General features: G+C 62.9%; 19 protein-coding genes. 10 read left to right on the top strand and 9 right to left on the bottom strand.

The genetic code is table 11. The annotated features are described in order from the left end of the window. Position 1: 1 nt before the first annotated feature. Genes ACFWAD_RS13330 through ACFWAD_RS13320 form a run of 3 tightly spaced genes read left to right on the top strand, consistent with a single transcriptional unit; the run spans position 2 to position 3,464 of the window. Entirely contained in the window at positions 2–835 is an 834-nt protein-coding gene (locus ACFWAD_RS13330; protein ID WP_378544451.1) for an urea amidolyase associated protein UAAP1, read from the top strand. Beyond that, positions 832–1,485, top strand: a complete 654-nt coding sequence (locus ACFWAD_RS13325) for an urea amidolyase associated protein UAAP2 (protein ID WP_347872683.1) — start codon at positions 832–834, stop codon at positions 1,483–1,485. The genes ACFWAD_RS13330 and ACFWAD_RS13325 overlap by 4 nt, the downstream gene beginning before the upstream one ends. Continuing rightward, positions 1,482–3,464: a 5-oxoprolinase/urea amidolyase family protein gene (locus tag ACFWAD_RS13320; RefSeq protein ID WP_378544448.1), complete on the top strand. Its 1,983-nt coding sequence runs from the start codon at positions 1,482–1,484 to the stop codon at positions 3,462–3,464. The genes ACFWAD_RS13325 and ACFWAD_RS13320 overlap by 4 nt, the downstream gene beginning before the upstream one ends. Positions 3,465–3,580: 116 nt before the next feature. Here ACFWAD_RS13320 and ACFWAD_RS13315 read toward each other — a convergent pair whose 3' ends face one another. Genes ACFWAD_RS13315 through ACFWAD_RS13300 form a run of 4 tightly spaced genes read right to left on the bottom strand, consistent with a single transcriptional unit; the run spans position 3,581 to position 7,148 of the window. After that, a complete protein-coding gene (locus ACFWAD_RS13315) occupies positions 3,581–4,363 on the bottom strand; it encodes a Fic/DOC family protein (RefSeq protein ID WP_378544444.1) in 783 nt (260 codons plus the stop codon). Continuing rightward, positions 4,360–5,793, bottom strand: coding sequence for a putative nucleotidyltransferase substrate binding domain-containing protein (locus ACFWAD_RS13310; RefSeq protein ID WP_378544441.1), 1,434 nt, complete (start codon positions 5,791–5,793; stop codon positions 4,360–4,362). The genes ACFWAD_RS13315 and ACFWAD_RS13310 overlap by 4 nt, the downstream gene beginning before the upstream one ends. Positions 5,794–5,843: 50 nt before the next feature. Beyond that, complete coding sequence (locus ACFWAD_RS13305) at positions 5,844–6,728, bottom strand: DUF5995 family protein (RefSeq protein ID WP_378544621.1); 885 nt, start codon at positions 6,726–6,728, stop codon at positions 5,844–5,846. A 54-nt stretch (positions 6,729–6,782) separates the two neighbouring features. Further along, complete coding sequence (locus tag ACFWAD_RS13300) at positions 6,783–7,148, bottom strand: RidA family protein (RefSeq protein WP_378544438.1); 366 nt, start codon at positions 7,146–7,148, stop codon at positions 6,783–6,785. A 98-nt stretch (positions 7,149–7,246) separates the two neighbouring features. Between ACFWAD_RS13300 and ACFWAD_RS13295 the strand changes: the two genes are divergently transcribed. The 4 genes from ACFWAD_RS13295 to ACFWAD_RS13280 all read left to right on the top strand — a co-directional run bounded on the left by ACFWAD_RS13295 (position 7,247) and on the right by ACFWAD_RS13280 (position 13,027). Beyond that, positions 7,247–8,284 (top strand): Rv2578c family radical SAM protein, encoded by a 1,038-nt coding sequence (locus ACFWAD_RS13295; protein WP_378544435.1) that lies wholly within the window; start codon positions 7,247–7,249, stop codon positions 8,282–8,284. Positions 8,285–8,356: 72 nt separating this feature from the next. Beyond that, the gene (locus tag ACFWAD_RS13290; RefSeq protein WP_378544432.1) at positions 8,357–9,781 is read left to right on the top strand and encodes a 3' terminal RNA ribose 2'-O-methyltransferase Hen1; all 1,425 of its coding nucleotides are present in this window, start codon (positions 8,357–8,359) and stop codon (positions 9,779–9,781) included. Then, positions 9,778–12,321 (top strand): polynucleotide kinase-phosphatase, encoded by a 2,544-nt coding sequence (locus ACFWAD_RS13285; protein ID WP_378544429.1) that lies wholly within the window; start codon positions 9,778–9,780, stop codon positions 12,319–12,321. The genes ACFWAD_RS13290 and ACFWAD_RS13285 overlap by 4 nt, the downstream gene beginning before the upstream one ends. Before the next feature lie 37 nt (positions 12,322–12,358). Next, complete coding sequence (locus ACFWAD_RS13280) at positions 12,359–13,027, top strand: class I SAM-dependent methyltransferase (RefSeq protein WP_378544426.1); 669 nt, start codon at positions 12,359–12,361, stop codon at positions 13,025–13,027. On the opposite strand, the gene ACFWAD_RS13275 is transcribed toward ACFWAD_RS13280, so the two are convergent. Beyond that, the gene (locus ACFWAD_RS13275; RefSeq protein WP_378544423.1) at positions 12,988–14,217 is read right to left on the bottom strand and encodes an MFS transporter; all 1,230 of its coding nucleotides are present in this window, start codon (positions 14,215–14,217) and stop codon (positions 12,988–12,990) included. The genes ACFWAD_RS13280 and ACFWAD_RS13275 overlap by 40 nt on opposite strands. Positions 14,218–14,287: 70 nt before the next feature. Between ACFWAD_RS13275 and ACFWAD_RS13270 the strand changes: the two genes are divergently transcribed. Together ACFWAD_RS13270 and ACFWAD_RS13265 are read left to right on the top strand one after the other, a co-directional pair. Continuing rightward, on the top strand, positions 14,288–15,343 hold the full coding sequence (locus ACFWAD_RS13270; protein ID WP_378544420.1) for a LacI family DNA-binding transcriptional regulator: 1,056 nt from the start codon (positions 14,288–14,290) through the stop codon (positions 15,341–15,343). Then, positions 15,310–15,795, top strand: coding sequence for a hypothetical protein (locus tag ACFWAD_RS13265; protein ID WP_378544417.1), 486 nt, complete (start codon positions 15,310–15,312; stop codon positions 15,793–15,795). Before ACFWAD_RS13270 ends, ACFWAD_RS13265 begins: the two co-directional genes overlap by 34 nt. Positions 15,796–15,889: 94 nt before the next feature. On the opposite strand, the gene ACFWAD_RS13260 is transcribed toward ACFWAD_RS13265, so the two are convergent. Next, positions 15,890–16,708 (bottom strand): AraC family transcriptional regulator, encoded by an 819-nt coding sequence (locus ACFWAD_RS13260; RefSeq protein ID WP_378544414.1) that lies wholly within the window; start codon positions 16,706–16,708, stop codon positions 15,890–15,892. A 91-nt stretch (positions 16,709–16,799) separates the two neighbouring features. Between ACFWAD_RS13260 and ACFWAD_RS13255 the strand changes: the two genes are divergently transcribed. Beyond that, positions 16,800–17,171 carry a cupin domain-containing protein gene (locus tag ACFWAD_RS13255; protein ID WP_378544411.1) on the top strand — a complete coding sequence of 124 codons (372 nt, stop codon included), beginning with the start codon at positions 16,800–16,802 and terminating at the stop codon, positions 17,169–17,171. On the opposite strand, the gene ACFWAD_RS13250 is transcribed toward ACFWAD_RS13255, so the two are convergent. The 3 genes from ACFWAD_RS13250 to ACFWAD_RS13240 form a co-directional block, all read right to left on the bottom strand. Beyond that, positions 17,172–17,900, bottom strand: coding sequence for an HD domain-containing protein (locus tag ACFWAD_RS13250; protein WP_378544408.1), 729 nt, complete (start codon positions 17,898–17,900; stop codon positions 17,172–17,174). 210 nt (positions 17,901–18,110) lie between these two features. Further along, positions 18,111–18,707 carry a CHAP domain-containing protein gene (locus tag ACFWAD_RS13245; RefSeq protein WP_378544405.1) on the bottom strand — a complete coding sequence of 199 codons (597 nt, stop codon included), beginning with the start codon at positions 18,705–18,707 and terminating at the stop codon, positions 18,111–18,113. 17 nt (positions 18,708–18,724) lie between these two features. Then, a complete protein-coding gene (locus ACFWAD_RS13240) occupies positions 18,725–20,296 on the bottom strand; it encodes an MDR family MFS transporter (RefSeq protein WP_378544402.1) in 1,572 nt (523 codons plus the stop codon). Positions 20,297–20,300 lie beyond the last annotated feature (4 nt).

Genomic DNA, 20,300 nt, shown 5'->3' with positions numbered 1-20,300 from the left:
CATGACTACCCAGACCACCGCCGGAGCCCGCGAGCACGCCCGGTCCCAAGCCGGAACGATCACCGATTCCATGCCCGTCTTGCCGGCAACCCGCTGGCCGAACCCACCCGAGGACGTCGCCTCGGAGCGTCTGACCTGGGCTGAAACGGTACCGGGCGGGCGATACACGACGAAGATTCTCGCCCGTGGAACGCGATTGCGACTTCGCGACGTCGTTGGCAGCGCCTGCGCCAACGTCTTGCTCTACCGCGCCGACGCTCCCTGGGAGCGGCTCAACGTCGCCGATACCGTCAAGGTTCCGTGGCAGGCATATCTCGGCGTCGGGCACCCATTGCTCTCCGATCAGGGGCGAGTACTCGCGACCGTCGTCGCAGACACCTCGGGTCACCACGACGCGTTCTGTGGAACGACATCACGCGCCACCAACGAGGCGAAATACGGTCAGGGTTCGTTGCACAGTGCCTCACCCGCCGGACGCGAACTTTTCACCGTGGCTGCCGCGAAGAACGGACTCGGGCCGCAGGACATAGCGCCTCCGTTGTCGTTTTTCCACGGTGTGCGCGTCGAAGCCGACGGCGCTCTCACCAGCACCGGATCCACCGGAGCAGGTGCAACGGTTGACCTTCTGATCCACCTGCCCGTCATCGTGATGATCGCCAACACCGCGCACCCACTCGACCCAGCGTCGGAGTTTCCCACCACGTCCCTCGAAGTGCTCGCGTGGAATGCGGCTGACGAACTCGACAGCCTCGTCGTTCGCGGGCCGGAATATCAACGCGCAGTGCTCAATACCGAAGACGCCTGGACAGCTTCGAACCTGGAGGAGATCGCATGACCACCACTCTGGATGTCCCCGCCCTCGTTCCCGGAACGGTGATCCTCGACGAGATCGCTGACGCGTTCGGGCCGTGGTCAGCGCTCGTTCGTGCCGGTGACGTCCTGACCATCGTCGATCTGCACGGAAATCAAGCCGTCGACACACTCGTCTACGCCGGTGACGATCACAGCGTTCGGTATTCGGCAGCAGCGACTGTCGCCGCCCAGCGGAATCTGTTCCTGACCACTGGCTCCGTGCTCCGCAGTGACGACGGAACTCCGCTCATGACACTTGTTGCGGACGAGGTCGGAAACCACGACACAGTCGGCGGCGCGTGCTCTCAGGAATCGAACACGCTGCGATACGGCCACCACACCAAGCATCAGCACGCGTGCGTCGAGAACTTCCTCGTAGAGGGCGCCAAATGGGGGCTAGGCAAACGGGACCTGGTGTCCAACATCAACTTCTTCATGAATGTCCCGGTCGACCCCGACGGCACGCTCGGCATCGTCGACGGACTGTCGGCGCCGGGAAAGCGGCTCGCGTTGCGTGCCGAACGCGACGCGCTTGTCCTCGTGTCCAACTGCCCGCAGATCAACAACCCGTGCAACGGCTTCGATCCGACGGCCGTCCGCATGATCGTCACACGGCCGGGAGCAGACGAATGAACGCAAAGCTGACCATCGTGCGTCCCGGAATGTTGACGACGGTTCAGGACTATCCCGGACGGGTTGGATATTGGCAGATCGGAGTCCCTCCATCGGGCCCGATGGACGACCTGTCGTTTCGGTTGGGAAACACCGCACTCGGAAATCCTGAAGGCGCTCCGGGAATCGAATGCGCAATGGCCGGACCTGCGATGACCTTTGACGAAGACACCACGGTGTGCGTCACAGGAGCCCCGGTGTCGGTGACCGTCGACGGCATCGCACACGGTCAGTGGCGACCAGTTTTTGTCCCCGCTGGAGCGGTGCTCGACGTCGGAACGGTCAGCGGTCCGGGACTGCGCATCTACGTACTCGTACAGGGCGGCATCGAGACCGACGACTATCTCGGCAGCGCCTCGACCTTCACCCTGGGCAGGTTCGGTGGACACGAAGGCCGGACCCTACGTGCAGGAGACGTTCTCAAACTCGGACAGGCGACCGGCGCAGCGGGAGCTGTTCCCGCCGAGCATGTTCCGGCGATACACACGTGCTGGGAACTTGCGGTGACCGAGGGCCCGCACGGGGCGCCGGAGTTCTTCACCCGCTCCGACATCGACACTCTGTACGCGACCGAGTACGAGGTCCACTTCAACTCCGACCGCACCGGAGTCCGGTTGGTCGGGCCGAAACCCGACTGGGCCCGAACCACCGGAGGCGAAGCGGGCCTTCACCCGTCGAACATTCACGACAACGCGTACTCGATCGGTGCACTCGACTTCACCGGCGACACACCCATCCTCCTCGGACCCGACGGACCGAGCCTCGGCGGCTTCGTCTGCCCGATCACGGTCGTTTCCGCCGATCGATGGAAGCTCGGACAGTTGGCTCCCGGCAACAGGATTCGCTTCGTACCGGTTCGTGCCGAACGGGCGGCCTCGCGCCGTGACCTGGGAGTATCGCGTCGAGCTTCCAGTTCGATTGTGCATTCCACCGGCGGTGACGGCGATGACGGCGTCATCGCCCGCCGCGACGGCGACACCCCGGTGACGTATCGCCGCTCGGGTGACGACAACGTATTGGTCGAATACGGCGACATGAATCTCGATCTGGCCCTGCGTGCGCGTGCACACGCGCTGCATCAGCGACTCGAACTCGAGAAACCGGCCGGACTACTCGATCTCACACCGGGAATCCGCAGTCTGCAGGTCCGCGTCGACCCGGATGTCCTACCCGTCCACATACTGATGGGAATGCTCGCCGAGGCAGAGGACACCTTGCCCGCAGCCAACGAACTCGTGGTGCCCAGTCGCACTGTGCGGATGCCACTTTCGTGGGACGACCCGGCAACGCGCGAAGCGATCCAGCGGTACATGCACGGCGTTCGCGCCGACGCGCCGTGGTGCCCGTGGAACATCGAGTTCATCCGCCGGATGAACGGTCTCGAATCCGTGAACGACGTGTTCGACACCGTCTTCGGCGCCGAGTACATGGTGCTCGGCCTCGGCGACGTCTACCTCGGAGCGCCGGTCGCGACACCGCTCGATCCGCGCCATCGCCTGGTCACGACCAAGTACAACCCTGCCCGCACCTGGACCCCGGAAAACGCCGTCGGGATCGGTGGGGCTTACCTCTGCATCTACGGCATGGAAGGCCCAGGTGGGTACCAGTTCGTCGGACGTACGACGCAGGTGTGGAATCACCGCCACCCCGCGAAGTCGGGCCCCTTCGAGGAAGGCACTCCCTGGCTACTGCGATTCTTCGACCGGATCTCCTGGTATCCCGTCGAGCCGGAAGAGTTGATGGATCTGCGTGCGGACACCGCCGCCGGCCGCGGCGGGGGAGTCGAGATCGAGGACGGAAGTTTCTCCCTGGCCGAGCATCAGGAGTTCCTTGCGTCGAATTCGCGCTCGATCGAGGAGTTCCGCGCGATGCAGTCCGTCGCGTTCGGGGCCGAGCGGCAGCGCTGGTCGGATGCGGGGGAGTTCTCGCTACCCGGTTGATGGCCGACTGATCACCGTTTTCTCCGAGTGAGCACCGCTTCCAGAGTGTCGGAGGCGGTGCTCACCCAGTAGTAAAGGTGTTCAGTCCCCACGCGAACTAGCGGCGGGTGATCGCATCAGCGAGACAGCGCGCGATTGAACAGGTCGATGAACGGGCGCGGCGACGGCGTTCCGGTGGGCCGGAAAGGCGCAGAATCCCTCGACGCCGATACCCATTCGGTTCTGCTCACCCGCGACAAGTCGAGCTGATACCGGGTGTCGGCGGCGAGTCGATGCAGGAAGAGGGTTCCGGTTCGGCCGTTTCCTTCCCGAAACGGGTGGGCATGATTGAGCGTCGAGTACACCGACGCGAGCGCGAACGACGTAGCGCCGCGATCGAGCGTGGCCCAGTCGACGGCGGCGATGATCTCTTCCACCTCGGACAGGTAGTTCCGGATCGCGGAAACCGGAGCGAAGGTGGCCGCGCCCTTCTTGATGTCGACGGTTCTGATGTGGCCGGCCCACTGGTACAGGTCTTGGAAAACATGCTGGTGAAGGAGGAGAAGTTCGACAGTGTCGCCTGTGTGCGGTACCAGTTCGTCTCCGAGATGTGCCTCGCCCAGACGCAGTGCGGTCGCCGCAAATTCCAGCGACTGCAGTGCCGCGGGATCTCGTACGTCGAAGTTGTTCTTGAGTACCGATGTACCGCGATAGACGTACGGCGCTGATCGTCGCCAGCGGATCCGCGGGGGAATCGTTGACGAGAGGCCGACGGCCCGCGCCAGCTCCTGCTCGAAATACTCACGCCGAGAAAGCATCCCGATCAGGACGGCTTCGAGTTCCGCGATCTGCTCATCGTTCGGATCCCAGCCTTCGAGTCGCTCCGCGGCCAGAACCTGTTCGAGCGCACTGCGATTCACGGGTCGATGTCGGGTAGCGCCGACGCGGACGCGGCGTACTCGAGGCGTCGCTGCACACCTGCGACCTCGCGCACTGCGTTGCTCAGCAAGCTGCGGGAGAGCGGTGTGAGTTCGGAAATCGCGACCTCGTCGGTTGGCGGCCTACCCGCGGAGAACTGATCGGTCTGGTGGCGGACGCGAATCTGCTGCAATACCTCGAAGGATTCGATCAGCACCTGGGCGTCGTCGTCGAGAAGAAAGCCGCTTCCCGCTGCAGCTTTGAGGCGTTCGAGTGTCGAACTCGTGCGGGCGCCCACGGAAATCCCCGCCCATCGAGCGATGTTCACGATCGGTTGGACTGCGCTGGCTTTGAGGTCGACGGTTCCGGTCCGACGCGTCACCACGTCTTTGAACGAATGAAGTTTGGCCTTGTCGCCGACTGCTTCGCGAAGCAGTAGCCGCATCACGGCCGGGTGCAGTCGCAGTTGATCCAACGCCGCAGGACGAGGATCCAGCGATGGATCGCCCGCGACGACGCGCGCATCCGCCAGCATTGACAACATGACCAGCGCTTGGTCCTGATACGGATTGGAGACCCATTTCCGCAGCGCAGTGCGCCATTGTGGGAGCGTTCGAGCAAACCTGGCCTGGGTGGCGACGGCGTTCTTGGTGTCGCGTGGGAACCCGCAGAGGTCGAGGATGTCGTGGATGCGCTTCGCGGCGTCGGCACCCTCGTGATGGGATTCGCCGCCCCACACCAGGGCGCTGTCGATATCCGAAGAGGGGAGCGCCTCACGCCGAGCGACGCTGCCGAGCGACAGCCACGCGAAATCCGGTCGTTCGTCGCCGCCTACCACCAACTCGATGGCTCGCCTTACTGTGACGTCGATCAGGACGGCAAGGGTGGCACCGATGTCGAGCGGTGAGACTCGCGACGCCACCAACTCCGTCACCAGAACCGGTACGGCGCGGGCCGTTTCGATGAGGTGCGCGTCGTCTTGCGCCGTGGCGAGTGCTGCTCGCAGTTCGAAACCCTGATTGGTAGCCGAAGTCAGGAGGTCACTGAGTTCGAGCACACCCATCAACGTGCCTGCCTCGGTCACGACCGGGAGGTGGCGCAATCCGTACTCGAGCATGTCGGTCACGGCGTCGGCGCCCAGTCGATCAGGGTCGACTGTCACCGCAGACGGCGTCATCACCGTCGACACCGGCTGATTGCTGTCGACGCCACCGACTACCACGCGAGCTCGCAAGTCACCTTCGGTGAAGATTCCGAAACCGGTTGTAGCCGTAGGGATCACAACAGCACGGCGGCCCGCCTCGGTCATCAACTTCGCGGCCTCACGGATGGTGGCCTGTTCGCTGCAGACAATTGCGGGTCCGCGCAGCAGGTCTCGTACCCGGCGCATGGCGGGACTCTGCATGCCTTGCCCCGCCGAGTGCCCCGTCATGGGGTCATTGTCTCAGGTGTGTCCGTTTCAGGTCGGCAGAGGGTGAGAAGTCACAGACCGCCGAGCCGTGCGAGTACGTCGAGAGCCGAATCCGTGGTGCGCCAGAGTGCGTCGATCTCCTGCTCGGCGCCAGGACGGGTCTGGGGATTCTGGAGGGCGAACCCGTTGGCCAGTGTGATGGTGTTGTATCCGCTGTCGGCTGCGCGGAGCAGCAGTTCCGAGGGCTGCGAGTTTCCGGCCAACCGGTCGAGTCCTTCGCCGACGAAGTAGAACCGCCAGAGCGGCCCGAGGTCAGCGTCGTACTCGGCCTTGGTGAGGGTCACGATCGAACCACCCTTGACGGCAATGGAATCGACGATCTTGTAGAAATCGGGAACATCCTCCGCAGTGGTTCCGGATGTAGCGACGGCATGAGCGAGGTCGACGGTGAGATGCGCGTTGTATCCGGCCATGGCGACCCGCGCGGGACTGTCGTCGCACTGACGCGTCAGAGTGAAATAGTTGCTCCACGCCGGATCGATGGGGGTACCCGTGAATTCCGCGTGGACGTTCACCAGGTACCTGCGTAGTAATTCATAGCTGACCGAATGGGCCCAGTCGTCATTGTCGAAAGCTGCGGGATCTCGCTGCAGGGGCATTACCGCCTCGTGCTCGACAGCGTCGAGGCCGATGGAGAACAGGCCTCGCCAATCGTGGTGTGAGACGAGGATCGACGTGATCTCCCGATGACGTTCGACAGCCGTCTCGAGGCGAGGTAGCCCGCTGCCGTTCAGCGTCGTGACGTCGCTGAGTTCGGCAATCCGATCCACCTCGGCATTGCTCAGCGGGCTGCCGCAAGCCGTCGAAAAACTCTCGCCCGGTTCTGCAAGTGCAGAGCCGGGCGAGAGGAAAGTGACGGTGATGCCGAGCGCGAGCGTCAACGGATACAGCCGCATCGGTTTCATCGGCTCAGACTAGGCGCCCACTGTCACAAACGTCCGGATTGACGATCAGCTGAGGACCGCGTCGGCCTCGATCTCGATGAGCAGAGCGGGGTCGATCAGCGAACTGACCTCGAGGATGGTCGTGGCGGGACGAATCTCGCCGAACACTTCACCGTGGGCGAGAGCGGCCTGCTCCCACTGCGTCATGTCGCGAACGTACATGCGAGTGCGGATGACGTCGTCGAGCGAGGCGCCGGCCTCGGCAAGTGCTGCCTTGATCGTTTCGAGCGCCGCGCGTGTCTGATCGGTGAGGGTCTCACCAGGAGCGGTGGTGCCGGAGACTGCGATCTGGTTGCCGATGCGCACGGCGCGGGAGTAACCGATCTTGGGTTCCCATTCGGAACCGGACGAAATATTGATTCTGTTCGACATGCACCGAATTCTGCCAACAACCTCCCGGCCGCGGTGAGGCACGGTCGGGTATTTGCTCCATCTTGACATACCTTAGAACAAGTGTTCGACTTGGGGCCATGAGGTGGTCGGGTCAGGCATTGGATGCAGATGACGGAGCGCTACCCGGACTCGAACGGGCCGGGTTGGTTCGCTCCGTGCAGACTCCGGAGTTCGAGGGAATCACGTTTCACGAGGTGCTCTGCAAGAGCGCGCTCAACAAGATGCCCGAAGAGTCGACGTTGCCGTTCAGCTTCACCGTCAACGCTTTTCGTGGTTGCTCACACGCATGCCGATATTGTTTCGCGAGACCGAGCCACGAGTATCTCGACCTCGACGCCGGAGCGGATTTCGATTCCCAGGTGGTCGTGAAGACGAACATCGCCGCGGTGCTCCGCAAGGAGTTGGCGCGAAAGTCCTGGAAACGGGAGGCAGTGGCACTGGGCACCAACACCGATCCCTATCAGCGAGCCGAGGGGCGATACCGCTTGATGCCCGGCATCATTCGCGCGCTGACCGAATCGGGAACCCCCTTCTCGATCCTGACGAAGGGAACTCTGCTCCGGCGGGATCTGCCACTGTTGAAGATGGCGTCGGAGCAGGTCGACGTCGGAATCGGAGTGTCGTTGGCGATCAACGACGCCGTACTTCAGAAGCAGATCGAACCTGGCACACCGTCGCCGCGTGCGCGCCTCGAGATGATCCGCGCCATCACCGACGCTGGATTCGCGTGCAATGTGATGGTGGCGCCGGTCATTCCGTTCCTCACCGATTCCACCAGTCACCTCGACGGTCTGTTCGAGGCACTGTCAGAGGCGGGTGCGACCAGTGTGACGGTCTTCCCGATGCACCTGCGCGGCAGTACTCGGGGCTGGTTCATGAACTGGCTTGCTCAGGAACACCCGGCACTCGTCCGCCGCTACCGTGAGCTGTACGGGCGGGGCGCGTATGTCACTCCCGAATACAAGCGTTGGCTCGCAAGCCGCGTCGAGCCACTGGTCGAGCGTCATGGGTTGGGTGGTCGTTCGGAGCATCGAGACGTCGATGCATCAGGCAAGCAATCGCGCGAAGCGCCGCGTGAACTGGTAGGTGCGGGAGCAGCTCTTACCTTGTTCTGACTGCTGCGCGGTTCTGACTGCTGCGCGGTTCTGACTGCTGCGGGGCGCGTAAATCGGAGGCGCTCCGGACGTATGCCGGGCTACATTCGCCTGGTGCTACTGACACTGACGACCACCCCGACCTCGCAGACTCCTGATGCGACTGCGTTGAGCTACCTGCTGCACAAACATCCCGACCGAGTGCAAGCTTTCGACTTGGCGATCGGCACCGCCACGGTTCTGTACCCGGAAGCCTCGGCCGAAAAGACAACTGTGGCAGTGATTGTGGACGTCGACCCCATCGAACTTGTGCAGAGCAGGTATCGACGCGGCAAGAGTGGTGACAACTTTTCGCTGGGGGAGTACGTCAACGACCGACCGTATGCGGCGTCGTCGATCCTCTCGGTTGCTTTGTCGAAGCTGTTCCGTACCGCGTTGACAGGAACGTGCAAGTCGCATCCGGAACTCGTCGAGGCAGAACTCGCGTTGACGGTCTCGATTCCGGTGGTTCCGTGCGGCGGCGATGCCGACTTGCCGCGTCGACTGTTCGGGCCGCTGGGGTGGGACGTGACAGCGACTCCGGTGCAGCTTGATCCGCACCTGCCGAATTGGGGAGACTCCGACTTCGTGTCGCTGACACTGACCGGGGAACACACCGTGCAGAGCGCCCTTCGGCACCTTTATGTGCTGTTGCCGGTACTCGACGACGTGAAGCACTACTGGGTGGGATCGGACGAGGCGGACAAGTTGATCCGCGTCGCCGGGGAGTGGTTGGCTTCGCATCCGGATTCCGCGCTGATCATGTCCCGCTACCTGGCGCGTAGACGTGACCTGGTCGAATCGGTAGTCGACCGATTGATTCCCGAACAAGCGGAGGTGCAGATCGAACTGCCGCGCCCGGATCCGCCGCTGGCACGGCTTCGTGTCGAAGCAGTTCTGGCGACGTTACAGCGACTGCATGCTCGAACAGTCGTCGACATCGGTTGTGGCGAAGGGAAACTGATCGAGGCGCTGATTCCCCACGCGCAATTCGACAAACTTGTCGGCGTCGATGTGAGCGCGCGTGAACTGACGCGGGCGCAGCGGAGGTTGAAGTTCACCGAAATGTCCGACGTCCAACGTGAACGTGTGTCTTTGATGCAGTCGTCCGCGACTTACCGCGACGCACGGTTGAAAGGCTTCGACGCAGCCGTGCTGATGGAGGTGGTCGAGCATGTCGACGCGGCGCGCCTGCCGGCTTTGGTCCGATCGGTCTTCGTGGACGCAGCGCCGCAATATGTGCTGCTGACCACCCCGAATGCCGACTACAACGTGCTGTATCCGGCGTTGGCAGAGGGAGAGTTCAGGCACCCGGATCACCGGTTCGAGTTCTCCCGAACCCAATTCGAAGACTGGGCAACCGAAACAGCCCGAGCCCATGGCTATTCCGTGGAGTTCGAATTTGTCGGAACAATCGATCCGGCCCTCGGCGGGCCGACGCAATTGGCGATCTTCACGAAGGAGGCACGAACGTCATGACGGTGTACGAAATTCCTGACCTCTCTCTTGTTGTACTCATCGGCGTCAGTGGCTCGGGGAAGTCGACCTTTGCCGCGCGTCACTTCGGTGAGTACGAAACTCTTTCGAGTGACACCTTCAGAGGATGGGTCAGTGACGATCCGAATTCGCAGGAATCGACGTCCGACGCTTTCGAAGTGCTGGAGTTCGTCGCAGCCAAGCGTCTGCGACGCGGACGTCTGACGGTGATCGACGCGACCAACGTCCAGCCCGCCGCGCGCAAGCGGCTCGTTTCGTTGGCTCGCGATCACGACGTACTACCGGTTGCAGTTGTGCTCGACGTCCCGGAATCGGTCTGTGCTGCACGCAACGACGCTCGCGCTGATCGGACGTTCGGGCGCGATGTCGTTCGCCGCCAGCACCAGCAGTTGACTCGTTCGCTTCGCGGGTTGGGCAAGGAAGGTTTCCGTTCGGTTCACATCCTCAGAGGTGAGGACTCGGTTTCCGAAGCCGAGTTCTCGCGTCACCCGCTCCGCAGCGATCTGCGTGTCGAGCGTGGCCCGTTCGATGTCATCGGCGACATCCACGGATGTCGCAGTGAACTCGAGACGCTGCTCGCGAAACTCGGCTACACCGTCGACTACGGGGCCGATGGCGGCGCTGTCGATGCCGTGCCGCCGGAAGGGCGAACTGCCCTCTTCCTCGGAGACTACGTCGATCGGGGACCGGATTCGGTCGGTGTGCTGCGTCTGGTCATGGGAATGGTCGCGGCGGGACATGCGATAGCGGTTCCGGGTAACCACGAGAACAAACTCGTCAAAGCGCTGCGGGGCAAGAAGGTCACGGCGAGTCACGGTCTGGCCGAGACGCTCGAGCAGCTCGCCACCGAGACGGCGGAGTTCCGCGACAGCGTCGTCGACTTCTGTGACGGCCTCGTCGCGCACCTCGTCCTGGACGACGGCAAACTCGTCGTCGCGCACGCCGGTCTCAAGGAGGACTACCACAACAGGGCATCCGGCCGAGTGCGGAGCTTTGCGCTCTACGGTGAAACAACCGGTGAGACGGACGAATTCGGCTTGCCGGTTCGATACCCGTGGGCGCAGGACTACCGAGGATCTGCGATGGTCCTCTACGGCCACACTCCGGTCCACGAGGTGGAATGGATCAACAACACAGCATGCCTCGACACCGGCTGTGTGTTCGGTGGATCTCTGACCGCACTTCGATACCCGGAGCGCGAGATCGTGTCGGTTCCGGCCGAGCAGGTTTGGTACGAACCGATCGTGCCGCTGGCTCCGCCGACTCGCGATCCAGACGTGCTCGATCTTGCCGACGTCCTCGAAACGACCGGCGTCGACACTGAACTCCGCGGTCGGGTGTCCGTTCGCACCGACAACGCCGCCGGCGCCTTGGAAGTGATGAGCCGCTTCGCGGTCGCGCCGCAATGGCTGCGGTACCTACCGCCGACCATGGCGCCGTGCGCGAGCGCCCAGTCAGACGACTATCTGGAACACCCGTCGACCGCGTTCGACGCATACCGGGCTGCCGGAATCGGAACAGTCATCTGCGAAGAGAAGCACATGGGTTCGCGGGCAGTGGCGCTCGTGTGCCGTGATCGATCGGTTGCTCAGTCCCGCTTCGACGCACCGGATGCGCTCACCGGCATGGTGCACACCCGCACCGGCCGCCAGTTCTTCGACGACGAGCTGACTCAGAAGTTGGTCGACGACATCGCTGCCGCAGTCACATCCGCTGGGTTGTGGGAAGAGTTGGGCACCGACTGGCTGCTCCTCGACTGCGAACTGTTGCCATGGAACGTCAAAGCAGAAGGTCTGCTGCGCTCGCAGTACGCGTCGGTCGCGGCGGCGGGGCGAACTGACCTCGCCGCTCGCGAGGCAGTGTTGGCGCAGGCCGGTTCGCGGGGTCTGGACGTGGCGGAAATGTTCGAGCAGACATCGGTCCGAGCCGCGAGTATCGAGCGCTTCGGTGAGGCGTACCGGCGGTACGTGTGGCCGACGAACGGGCTGGACGGAGTAACCATCGCTCCGTTTCAGGTGTTGGCGACCGAGGGCCATTCGTACGGGGAACGGGATCACGAATGGCACCTCGCAATTGCGGACCGCCTGGCCGAGGCAAAGCCGAATCGATTTACCACCACACGTCGACTGGTGGTCGATCTCGGTTCCGAAGACTCGGTGTCCGAAGCGAAAAAGTGGTGGGAGTCGCTCACCGGTGAGGGCGGTGAGGGGATGGTCGTCAAACCGCTGGCGAATCAGATTCACGGACCTCGCGGGTACAACGCGAAGGTTCAGCCGGGGATCAAGGTTCGCGGTCGCGAGTACCTGCGTTTGATCTACGGCGCCGACTACCTCGAACCGTCGACGCTTGCTCGGCTACGCAATCGCAACCTCGGGCACAAGCAGTCGATGGCGCTGCGCGAGTACGCGCTCGGCATGGAGGCGGTGACTCGGCTGGTCGACCGCGAACCGTTGTGGCGCGCACACCAGGCAGTGTTCGCGGTGTTGGCTCTCGAATCGGAGCCGGTCGACCCGCGATTGTGACGGCGGGTTTGGGAGGTGCGGATTGATACCGTCGGGTATGGGTGTGATTGCTCGCTTGGACGGTTTCAACCGGCGCCATCCGTGGAATCACAACGATCACTACGGACGGTGGGTTCTGCGCAATCTGGGCGGAACCAGGTCCGGTCGCGCCCTGGACGTGGGGTGCGGGACGGGCAATCTGATCGACCTCCTGCGTACGCGGTTCGACGTGGTGGTCGGCGTCGAACCCGACCCCACGACCTCGGCTGCCGTGCTCGCCAGGTTTGTGGACGACGAGAACGTGATCATCGAAGCGCTGCGGTTCGACGACTTCGCGTCCGAAGCGAAGTACGACGCGATCACCGTCGTCGCGGCGCTGCACCATCTTCCACTCGAAGAATCGATGAAACGCCTGAGTGGCCTGCTCGAACCAGGCGGTCGGCTCGTCGTAGTCGGGTGTTATCGATCGACGACAATGACCGACGGACTCCTGTCGGTGTTGGCGGCCGTCTGCAATCCCGTCGTCGGCGTGCTCGAGCATCGACGGGTTGCGGTGGAGCCGCTGAAGTCGATGACCGCTCCTACCGCGGAAGCTGGTGAGTCGATGGCTGACGTCCGGCGCGCCGCAGCCCTGCATCTGCCAGGTAGCCGGATCAAGCGGCGACTGTTCTGGCGCTACACCCTGATCTACGACGCGAGGCTGGCCGCCGCGTCGGTGGGGGAGTGAGTGGACCGCTGCGGTTCGCGGGGAAATGCGCGTCGGCCGAACCCGACTATCACCAACGAACCGATCATCAAAGCGACCCCGATTCCCGCCAGATGCGAGATCCCACCACCGTCGACGACAGCGGCGCCGAGCAACGCGCCGGTCGCAATCGCGATCTGGAACACGACCACGTAGACGGCGGAGGCACGGTCGGTCCCGATCGGGACGGCGCGCAGAACCGACGACTGTAGGCAGATCGGAACGGTGGTGAACGCCGCGCCCCACAAGATCGTGGCGACAACTGCGAACGCTCCCATCGACGGCGCCAAGAGCCAGAAGATGGCCAGCGCGCCTGCCACTGTCGCGATCGAGATGAGCGTGAATAGGCGCGGTCGGCGGTCGTAGAACTTGCCGGCGACCCACACCCCGACTGCGCCGGCGGCGCCGTACACCAGAAGCATCGCGGTACGGATCCCACCGGACGAGCCAAGACTCTGCTCCACCAGAAGGGTGAAGAACGTGTACGACGCGAACTGCCCCAGCGCAGCAAACAGCGTCGCCGCACAAATGACGGCGAGTGCCCGTCTCATCTCCGGTGTCGGCTTCGGCTTGTCTCGCTTGCTCCGATGGAGTTGATCGACCGGCATTTCGGGCAATGCACGATGCAGTGAGAAAGCGATGATCACTGCCACCACACCGATTGCCGCCGACGCGGTCCGCCAACCCCAGGACTGGCCGATCGCCGAAGACAGGGGACCTCCGAGAACAAAAGCGAGAGACGTGCCGGCGTACACCATCGCGATGGCCTTGCCCTGCTGTCCGCGCGGAACCAGAGTCGCTGCGACCGGCGCAACCACTGCCCAGAACACACCGTGCGTCGCAGCGCAGAGCAACCGCCCGATCACCAGCATCGGATAGTTGACGGCCAACGCCGCGACCAGTTGCGACACCGCGAGGGTGGCCACGGTCAAAACGACAACGCGTCGGCGCGGCCAGGATTTGACCGCAGAGATCAATGGAAGCGTCAGGGCCGCGACACCGTATGCGTAGAAGGTCAGCAGAAGGCCGACACGCCCTTCGGTGACGTCGAGATCTGACGATATTTCGCTGAGGAGTCCGATGGGGAGCATTTCAGCCGTCACGTAGGCGAAGGCTGCCCCGGCCAGTGTCATCAGCCGTAGCGTGGTTGCCTTCGGCAGTCGAGCGGTCATGGTGTGTAACGATACATGTATCGATACACACCTGCGTAATGGATATTCCGTACTCGCTATGCTGATGCGCATGGCCACACGTGCACAGCGTTCGAGTCGACCGACGATGGCCGACGTCGCCGAGGCCGCAGGCGTATCGGTGATGTCGGTCTCGTACTCCTTCGCACAACCCGAGCGCGTGTCGGAATCAACACGCGCCAAGGTGTTCGCGGCAGCTGAAGATCTCGAGTACTCGGGCCCCAACCGCGCGGCGCAGTCCTTGCGGAGCGGCAAGTTCAACAACATCGCGGTCGTCTTCAGCGAGAAGCTGACGTACGCCTTCGAAGACGCAGTAGCCCGGCGATTCCTGTCGGGCGTCGCCGACGCCTGCCTGGGCGCGAATGCCGGATTGATGATGCTGCCGAACTCGGGGAAACCCGGAGACGTCGACAGAGTTCGCGACGCAGCGGTAGACGGTTTTGTCGTCTGGACGACAGTATTCGACGACCCGATCCTCGACGCGATTGTCGGCACCGGAAAACCCGCGTGCATTCAAGGCGGGCCGGCGCACGAGGGTGTGGATCTCGTCGGGATGGACGATGTTGCGGGCGCGACCGCTATTGCGGCGGTCGGGTTGTCGGGGGCGCAGCGGCCCGCGGTGATCAGCCTTCCGTGGGATCGTGAGCGTCGCTCCGAGATCCGGATGGATGTGGATCCGGGTGAGGCGTTATTCCCGGTTTCCCGCCATCGGCTCGAAGGCTACGAGCGCGCAGTTCGAGACGCCGGACTCGACTGGTCGTCGGTACGAGTTGGAGTTGTCACCGTCAATGAGCGGAGCGAGGGGGCGCGAATGGCTCGCTTACTCCTAGACGTTCCGGCGAGCCGAAGGCCCGATGTAGTCCTGGCGATGAGTGACGAACTCGCTCTCGGGGTGCTGGACGCGATCCGTGAACTCGGCCTAGCGTTGCCCGACGACGTCGCGGTCGTCGGGTGGGACGACACCGCAGCGGCGTCGGACGCCGGGCTGACTACGGTTCGCCAGTCATTGTTCGATCAAGGGCGCAACGCAGCTCGCGTGGTTCTCGGGCTCGACGATGCGGTGGAGCCGGTCGAGTGGTCGGTGCGTCGGAGAACCTCGACGCGATGATTACCCCGGTCATCGTCGACGGTCTGCGTTTTCGGTGGTTTGTCCCTCCAGAATTGGGGGAGACCGTCCGTTGGGGGCTCTCGTGGAATGCCGACAACCCGCGCCGGTGGGCGGTCGCCGAAGTCGCGGGTGCAATGCACCTACTTGCCGGAACTCCTCGTGACGACCCAAACGCGCGTCAGGCCTGGATAGATTTCGGCGCAGATGCCGCCACGACCGGAGTAGTTCGGCGCCTACGGCTCATGTCGATCGAGTCCGACATGCTTCCCGACCCGAAGATTCCGCACGGCGCAGATTGGGGTTGGGCTACGACGCAGTTCGTGCCGGGCTCCGAGCGCTTCTACGAGTTGGCCCGTGCACCTGGTGCGTTGCGCTCGTATCAGCTGACCGATCGTGACTGGGGGCCGCGGCGCGAGGAGTTCTTGCTGGTCGACCTCGAGACGGCTGCTTGATCGCTGGACCTGACACCGTTTTCATTCAGTGCACACAGGCTCCAGCTGACTGGAAACAGTGTCTGCTCGATGAAACCGGTGCCAAGTGCTGCGGCTAGCGCTCTCTGCCGACGACGTTCAGTGCGTATCTGCCGGGTGGCGCCCCGATGTGCTTGACGAAGTGTCGCGACAAGTGGGCTTGATCGTGGAATCCGACGTCGACGGCCACATCCGCTAATTCGCGCCCCGCCAGGATTGCGCGTCGTGCCAGATCGATCCGGCGTCCCGTCACGTACTTGTGAGGCGGAAGGCCATAGTGCATCGCGAAGTTCTTGATCAGGTAGGTGGGGTTCCGCTGCAGAATGCTCGACGCTTCTCGCATCGTGATCCCCGTTGTCAGTCGCGCATCGAGTAGCTCCCGAAGTTGATCGGCAACGCGTTCGTCGACGGTGGGAGTGTGACGGACTCGACCTGCGTGCGGTGTGAGGATTTCGTTCAATTTTTCACCGAGGAACCCCAGGCGACTTTCGGCCTCGAGTGAGTCGCCGTGCGGGCCGAGTGCAGAGTGCAGCTGATCGATACGGTGGCGCAGCAGCGGGTCGCGAATCTCGGGACAGTCGACTGCTCGACCTACCAGATCCTCGCCGAGAACCGACGTTTCGAGATAGAGGATTCGTTGCCGAAATCCGGCCTCGGTGACCGGGACTCCGTCGTGCGCGATGCCTGGCGGCAACAGTGTCACGATCTCAGGGGCCGCTCCGTGTGCTCGGTGGTCGAGGTCGTACGCAATCGTTCCGCGGTCGACGAGCATCAGCGACCACTGATCGTGCGTGTGCTTCGGATAGGCGTGGCCGACAAAATCGGCATGAAAGACCTCGGTGATTCCCTCGAGGCCCGGTGCCCACGCGGTGATCTGTGCGCCGTGTGGATCCATGTCAGAAACGTACAAGACGCTCCGGCCTCGGGTGACGAAGAGTGGTGCGGGTTCGTCGTCGCAACGATGGCGAGCCTGAGGGAGGAACACCATGGACAGTTCGGCAACAGCGATATCGCTCCGCGAGAAGTTCGGTCAGTTCACCGAGCACTGGTCGCCCAAGAAGATTGCTTCACTCAATGACTACGAGATCAAGATCGTCAAGATAAAAGGAGAATTCGTCTGGCACACCCACGCCGACACCGACGAAATGTTCCTGGTGACAAAGGGGCAGATCCGAATCCAACTGCGCGACGGAGATGTTTCGCTGGGGCCCGGTGAATTGTTCGTTGTACCTCGCGGAGTCGAACATTGTCCCATCGCCGAAGAGGAAGCGGAGGTGATGTTGATCGAACCCGTGGGCGTGGTGAATACCGGGAACGTCGGAGGATCACGAACCGCGGTGCTCGAGGACTGGACGTAGCTACCGGCTCTTCCAATCCAGGGGATTGGTTCGGAGCGGCAGCGCCATGCCCGATCTCCAGAGCGTCGCCGCGCGAGAGAGCGGACGGAGCTTGACCTCGCGCCGCATCGACTGTGCGAACTCGTCGGTGAACCCTGTTCGCGGGTATTCCGCGATTGCTGCATCAACAGCTGCTCGCGGTACTTCTGGTGCACGTCGACCGGCAACGTCGAAATGTGCTGCGGCGTGCAGCAGATAGGCGTCGGCGCCCGCATCGCGATCGACAGTCAGATCCATGTGCAGACGGATCGCTTCGCCGATTCGCTGTGTCGACCTCTCCGAGGTGCCCACTCGGGTCGCGAGTTCTTGCGCGTCGGCGGCGCTGATGTGGGTGAAACACCCGTGCTCGGTCGATCCCTCTGCGCCCAAGCCGACATCGTGAAGCGCACACGCGGTGAAGAGATCTTCTGGGTCGTACTCGATCGCATCGATCTGCGCGAAGACGTCGGCCCAGATCCAGCAGCGCAGGCTGTGGTTCAAGACCGCGGGGGAGAGGGAGCCTTTGGCGTGATCGAGCGCTTCGCTGCACAGCTTGGTGTCGGGGAGTGGGCGTTTGCGCAGCTCGAGTGTCCGAGTGGGGTAGCGGCCGAGCCGGAGTCGGAGCATCGACGGAGTACTCATGGCCTGCGCAGCAGCCGCGCGGGCCATGAGTTGCAACTGCTCGAGGGTGGTCAGCTCACCGGGGCGCATCGAATTCCTGTCTGAGGTAGGAGGCAGCTGGATACGAATCTAGTTGCCAGATCCGGTCCTTCGCCTAGGATCAATATCTGTCGACGACGGAAACAATGGATTATCCGAATATTGCGAATCCGTTTGCTCCATCCAACGGTCAATCCAATTCAGAAACCTCGCCGCCCACATCAATGGAGTTTCATCACGCAAAGACCGTGGGGGGTTGGCTCAGAGGACGCCGAACCCGACGATTCCCGGAACTTCCGAGGGCACTATGCGGTGAAGCATGACTTTGTTGTTCTCGTTTCCGCCGACGGTTGTCAGTGTGCCGGCGTCGTTGATCAGAACGACGTTGACGTGTTGCCCGAAGGGGCTCGAGTCGCCGTACAGGATCGTGTCGCCGACCTTCGGTTGGTAGTTCTGACCGTAGGGGACAAATGCGCCGACCGACTCGTAGTACTCCTGCAGCGTGTACACCCCGGGGATGCGCCACGAGCCGGAGTTGGGGTTCGAAAAGGGCGTCCCGATCTGGTTCATCGACCAGCTCACGAAATCGGCACACCACGATTCTTCGACACCCTCGGCGTATTTGGTGCCAGGACTGCCCGATGCCCATTCCTGTTCGAGGACGGTCAGCAGCGCACTCTGCTGAGCGGTCAGCGTGCTGTGGTCCACCGTGGGGAACGAGTCGAGGTTCTCGCCGGTAAGGGCGTCGTCGCCGCGGGTGAACCACCAAAGCGCGCCGGCAACAACGACAACCACTACAACGCCGAATACGCTCAGAACAGCGAGAGTGCGTCTGGGCGTATTCGGTGCGTGCGACATCACGCCACGATAGTCAATTACTCGAGCGGGGGTGCCGATCGATCGATCGTCGTCGCGAGCGGCTTCTCCTTGACGAAGAGCAATAAGACGACCGCTGCGATGACCAAGGGGACGAGGTACAGGAAGATCGGTGCAAGCGCATCGTTGTATGCGCCGACGATGATCTCGCGAACCTGGCTCGGCAACTTCCAGAGAATTCCCGGTGTCAGTGAGTTTTCGTCACCGCCGACTGCGCCTCCGTTTGCCGGAAGCCTCTCGGACAGCAGATTGGTCAGGCGCGAGGCGAACAGGCTGCCCACGATCGCGCTGCCCAACGAAGCACCGATCTGACGGAAGAAGTTGTTCGACGCAGTGGCAGTTCCCACTTCAGCGGCGGGAAACGTGTTCTGCACGATCAGGATCAGGATCTGCATGACCAGTCCGAGCCCGATGCCCATGAGTGCGATGTAGCAACCGAAGACCAGCAGCGAAGTCGAGGGCGTCAGACGCGACAGCAGGACCAGAGCAACTGCGACGATCGACGTTCCGACGATGGGGAAGATCTTGTAGCGGCCGGTCTTGCTGACCAGCTGGCCGGAACCGATGGAGGCGACGAGCAGGCCCGCCATCATGGGAATCATCATCAATCCTGCTTCGGTGGCGTTCTTGCCGGTCACCATCTGGATGTAGGTCGGCAGGTAGGCGAGCGCGCCGAACATGGCGATTCCGATGATCAGGCCGGCGACTGTGGTCAACACGAAGTTGCGCTGAGCGAACAGATGCATCGGAATTACCGGTTCGTCGGCACGCTTCTCGACGAAGACAAAAGCCACTGCCGTCACGACGCAGCCGACGATCAGCCCGATGATGACGGCCGATCCCCAGGCGTAGGTGTTTCCGCCCCAAGTCGTGAACAGGATCAGACACGTCGCTGACGTCGCGACGAGAACCATGCCCAGATAATCGATGCGAGGCTTGCCGAGGTTCGGCTTCCGCAAGTGCAGAAATGCCATCGCGCTCGCGATGGCGAGTAGGCCGAGGGGGATATTGATCCAGAAGGCCCAACGCCAGCCAATCCCTTCGGTGAACCAGCCGCCGAGTAGGGGACCGGCAACCGAAGCCAGCGCGAACACACCGCCCATCGCACCCATGTATCGGCCGCGTTGCCGGGCCGGAACGACGTCGGCGATGATCGCCTGGGACAGCAGGATCAAACCGCCGCCGCCGAGTCCTTGTACTGCGCGACCAGCGATAAGTGTGGTCATGTCGTGGGACAGACCGCCGATCACCGAACCGACGATGAAGATGCTGATGGCGCCGATGAAGAGGCCCTTGCGGCCGATCAGGTCACCGAGTTTTCCGTACACCGGCATCATGACGGTCGAGGCGAGGATGTACGCCGTCGTCACCCAGACCATGTGGTTGACGCCGTTCAGTTCGCCGACGATGGTGGGCAACGCAGTGCTGAAGATCATCTGATCGAGCGATGCCAGCAACATGGTGATCATCAGCCCGACAAAAACGAGGATGATCGACCGTTTGTCTGGCGCGGCGTCGGTGTCGGTGTGCGCGCCGTCGGGGTCGACGGTCGCAGCTTCTCGAGTGGACATGAAG

The sequence above is a fragment of the Rhodococcus sp. NPDC059969 genome (assembly GCF_042738325.1).
Lineage (GTDB): Bacteria > Actinomycetota > Actinomycetes > Mycobacteriales > Mycobacteriaceae > Rhodococcus_F.
The sequence above is the reverse complement of the archived record's forward strand: the minus strand, read 5'-3'. Positions and strand labels throughout refer to the sequence as shown.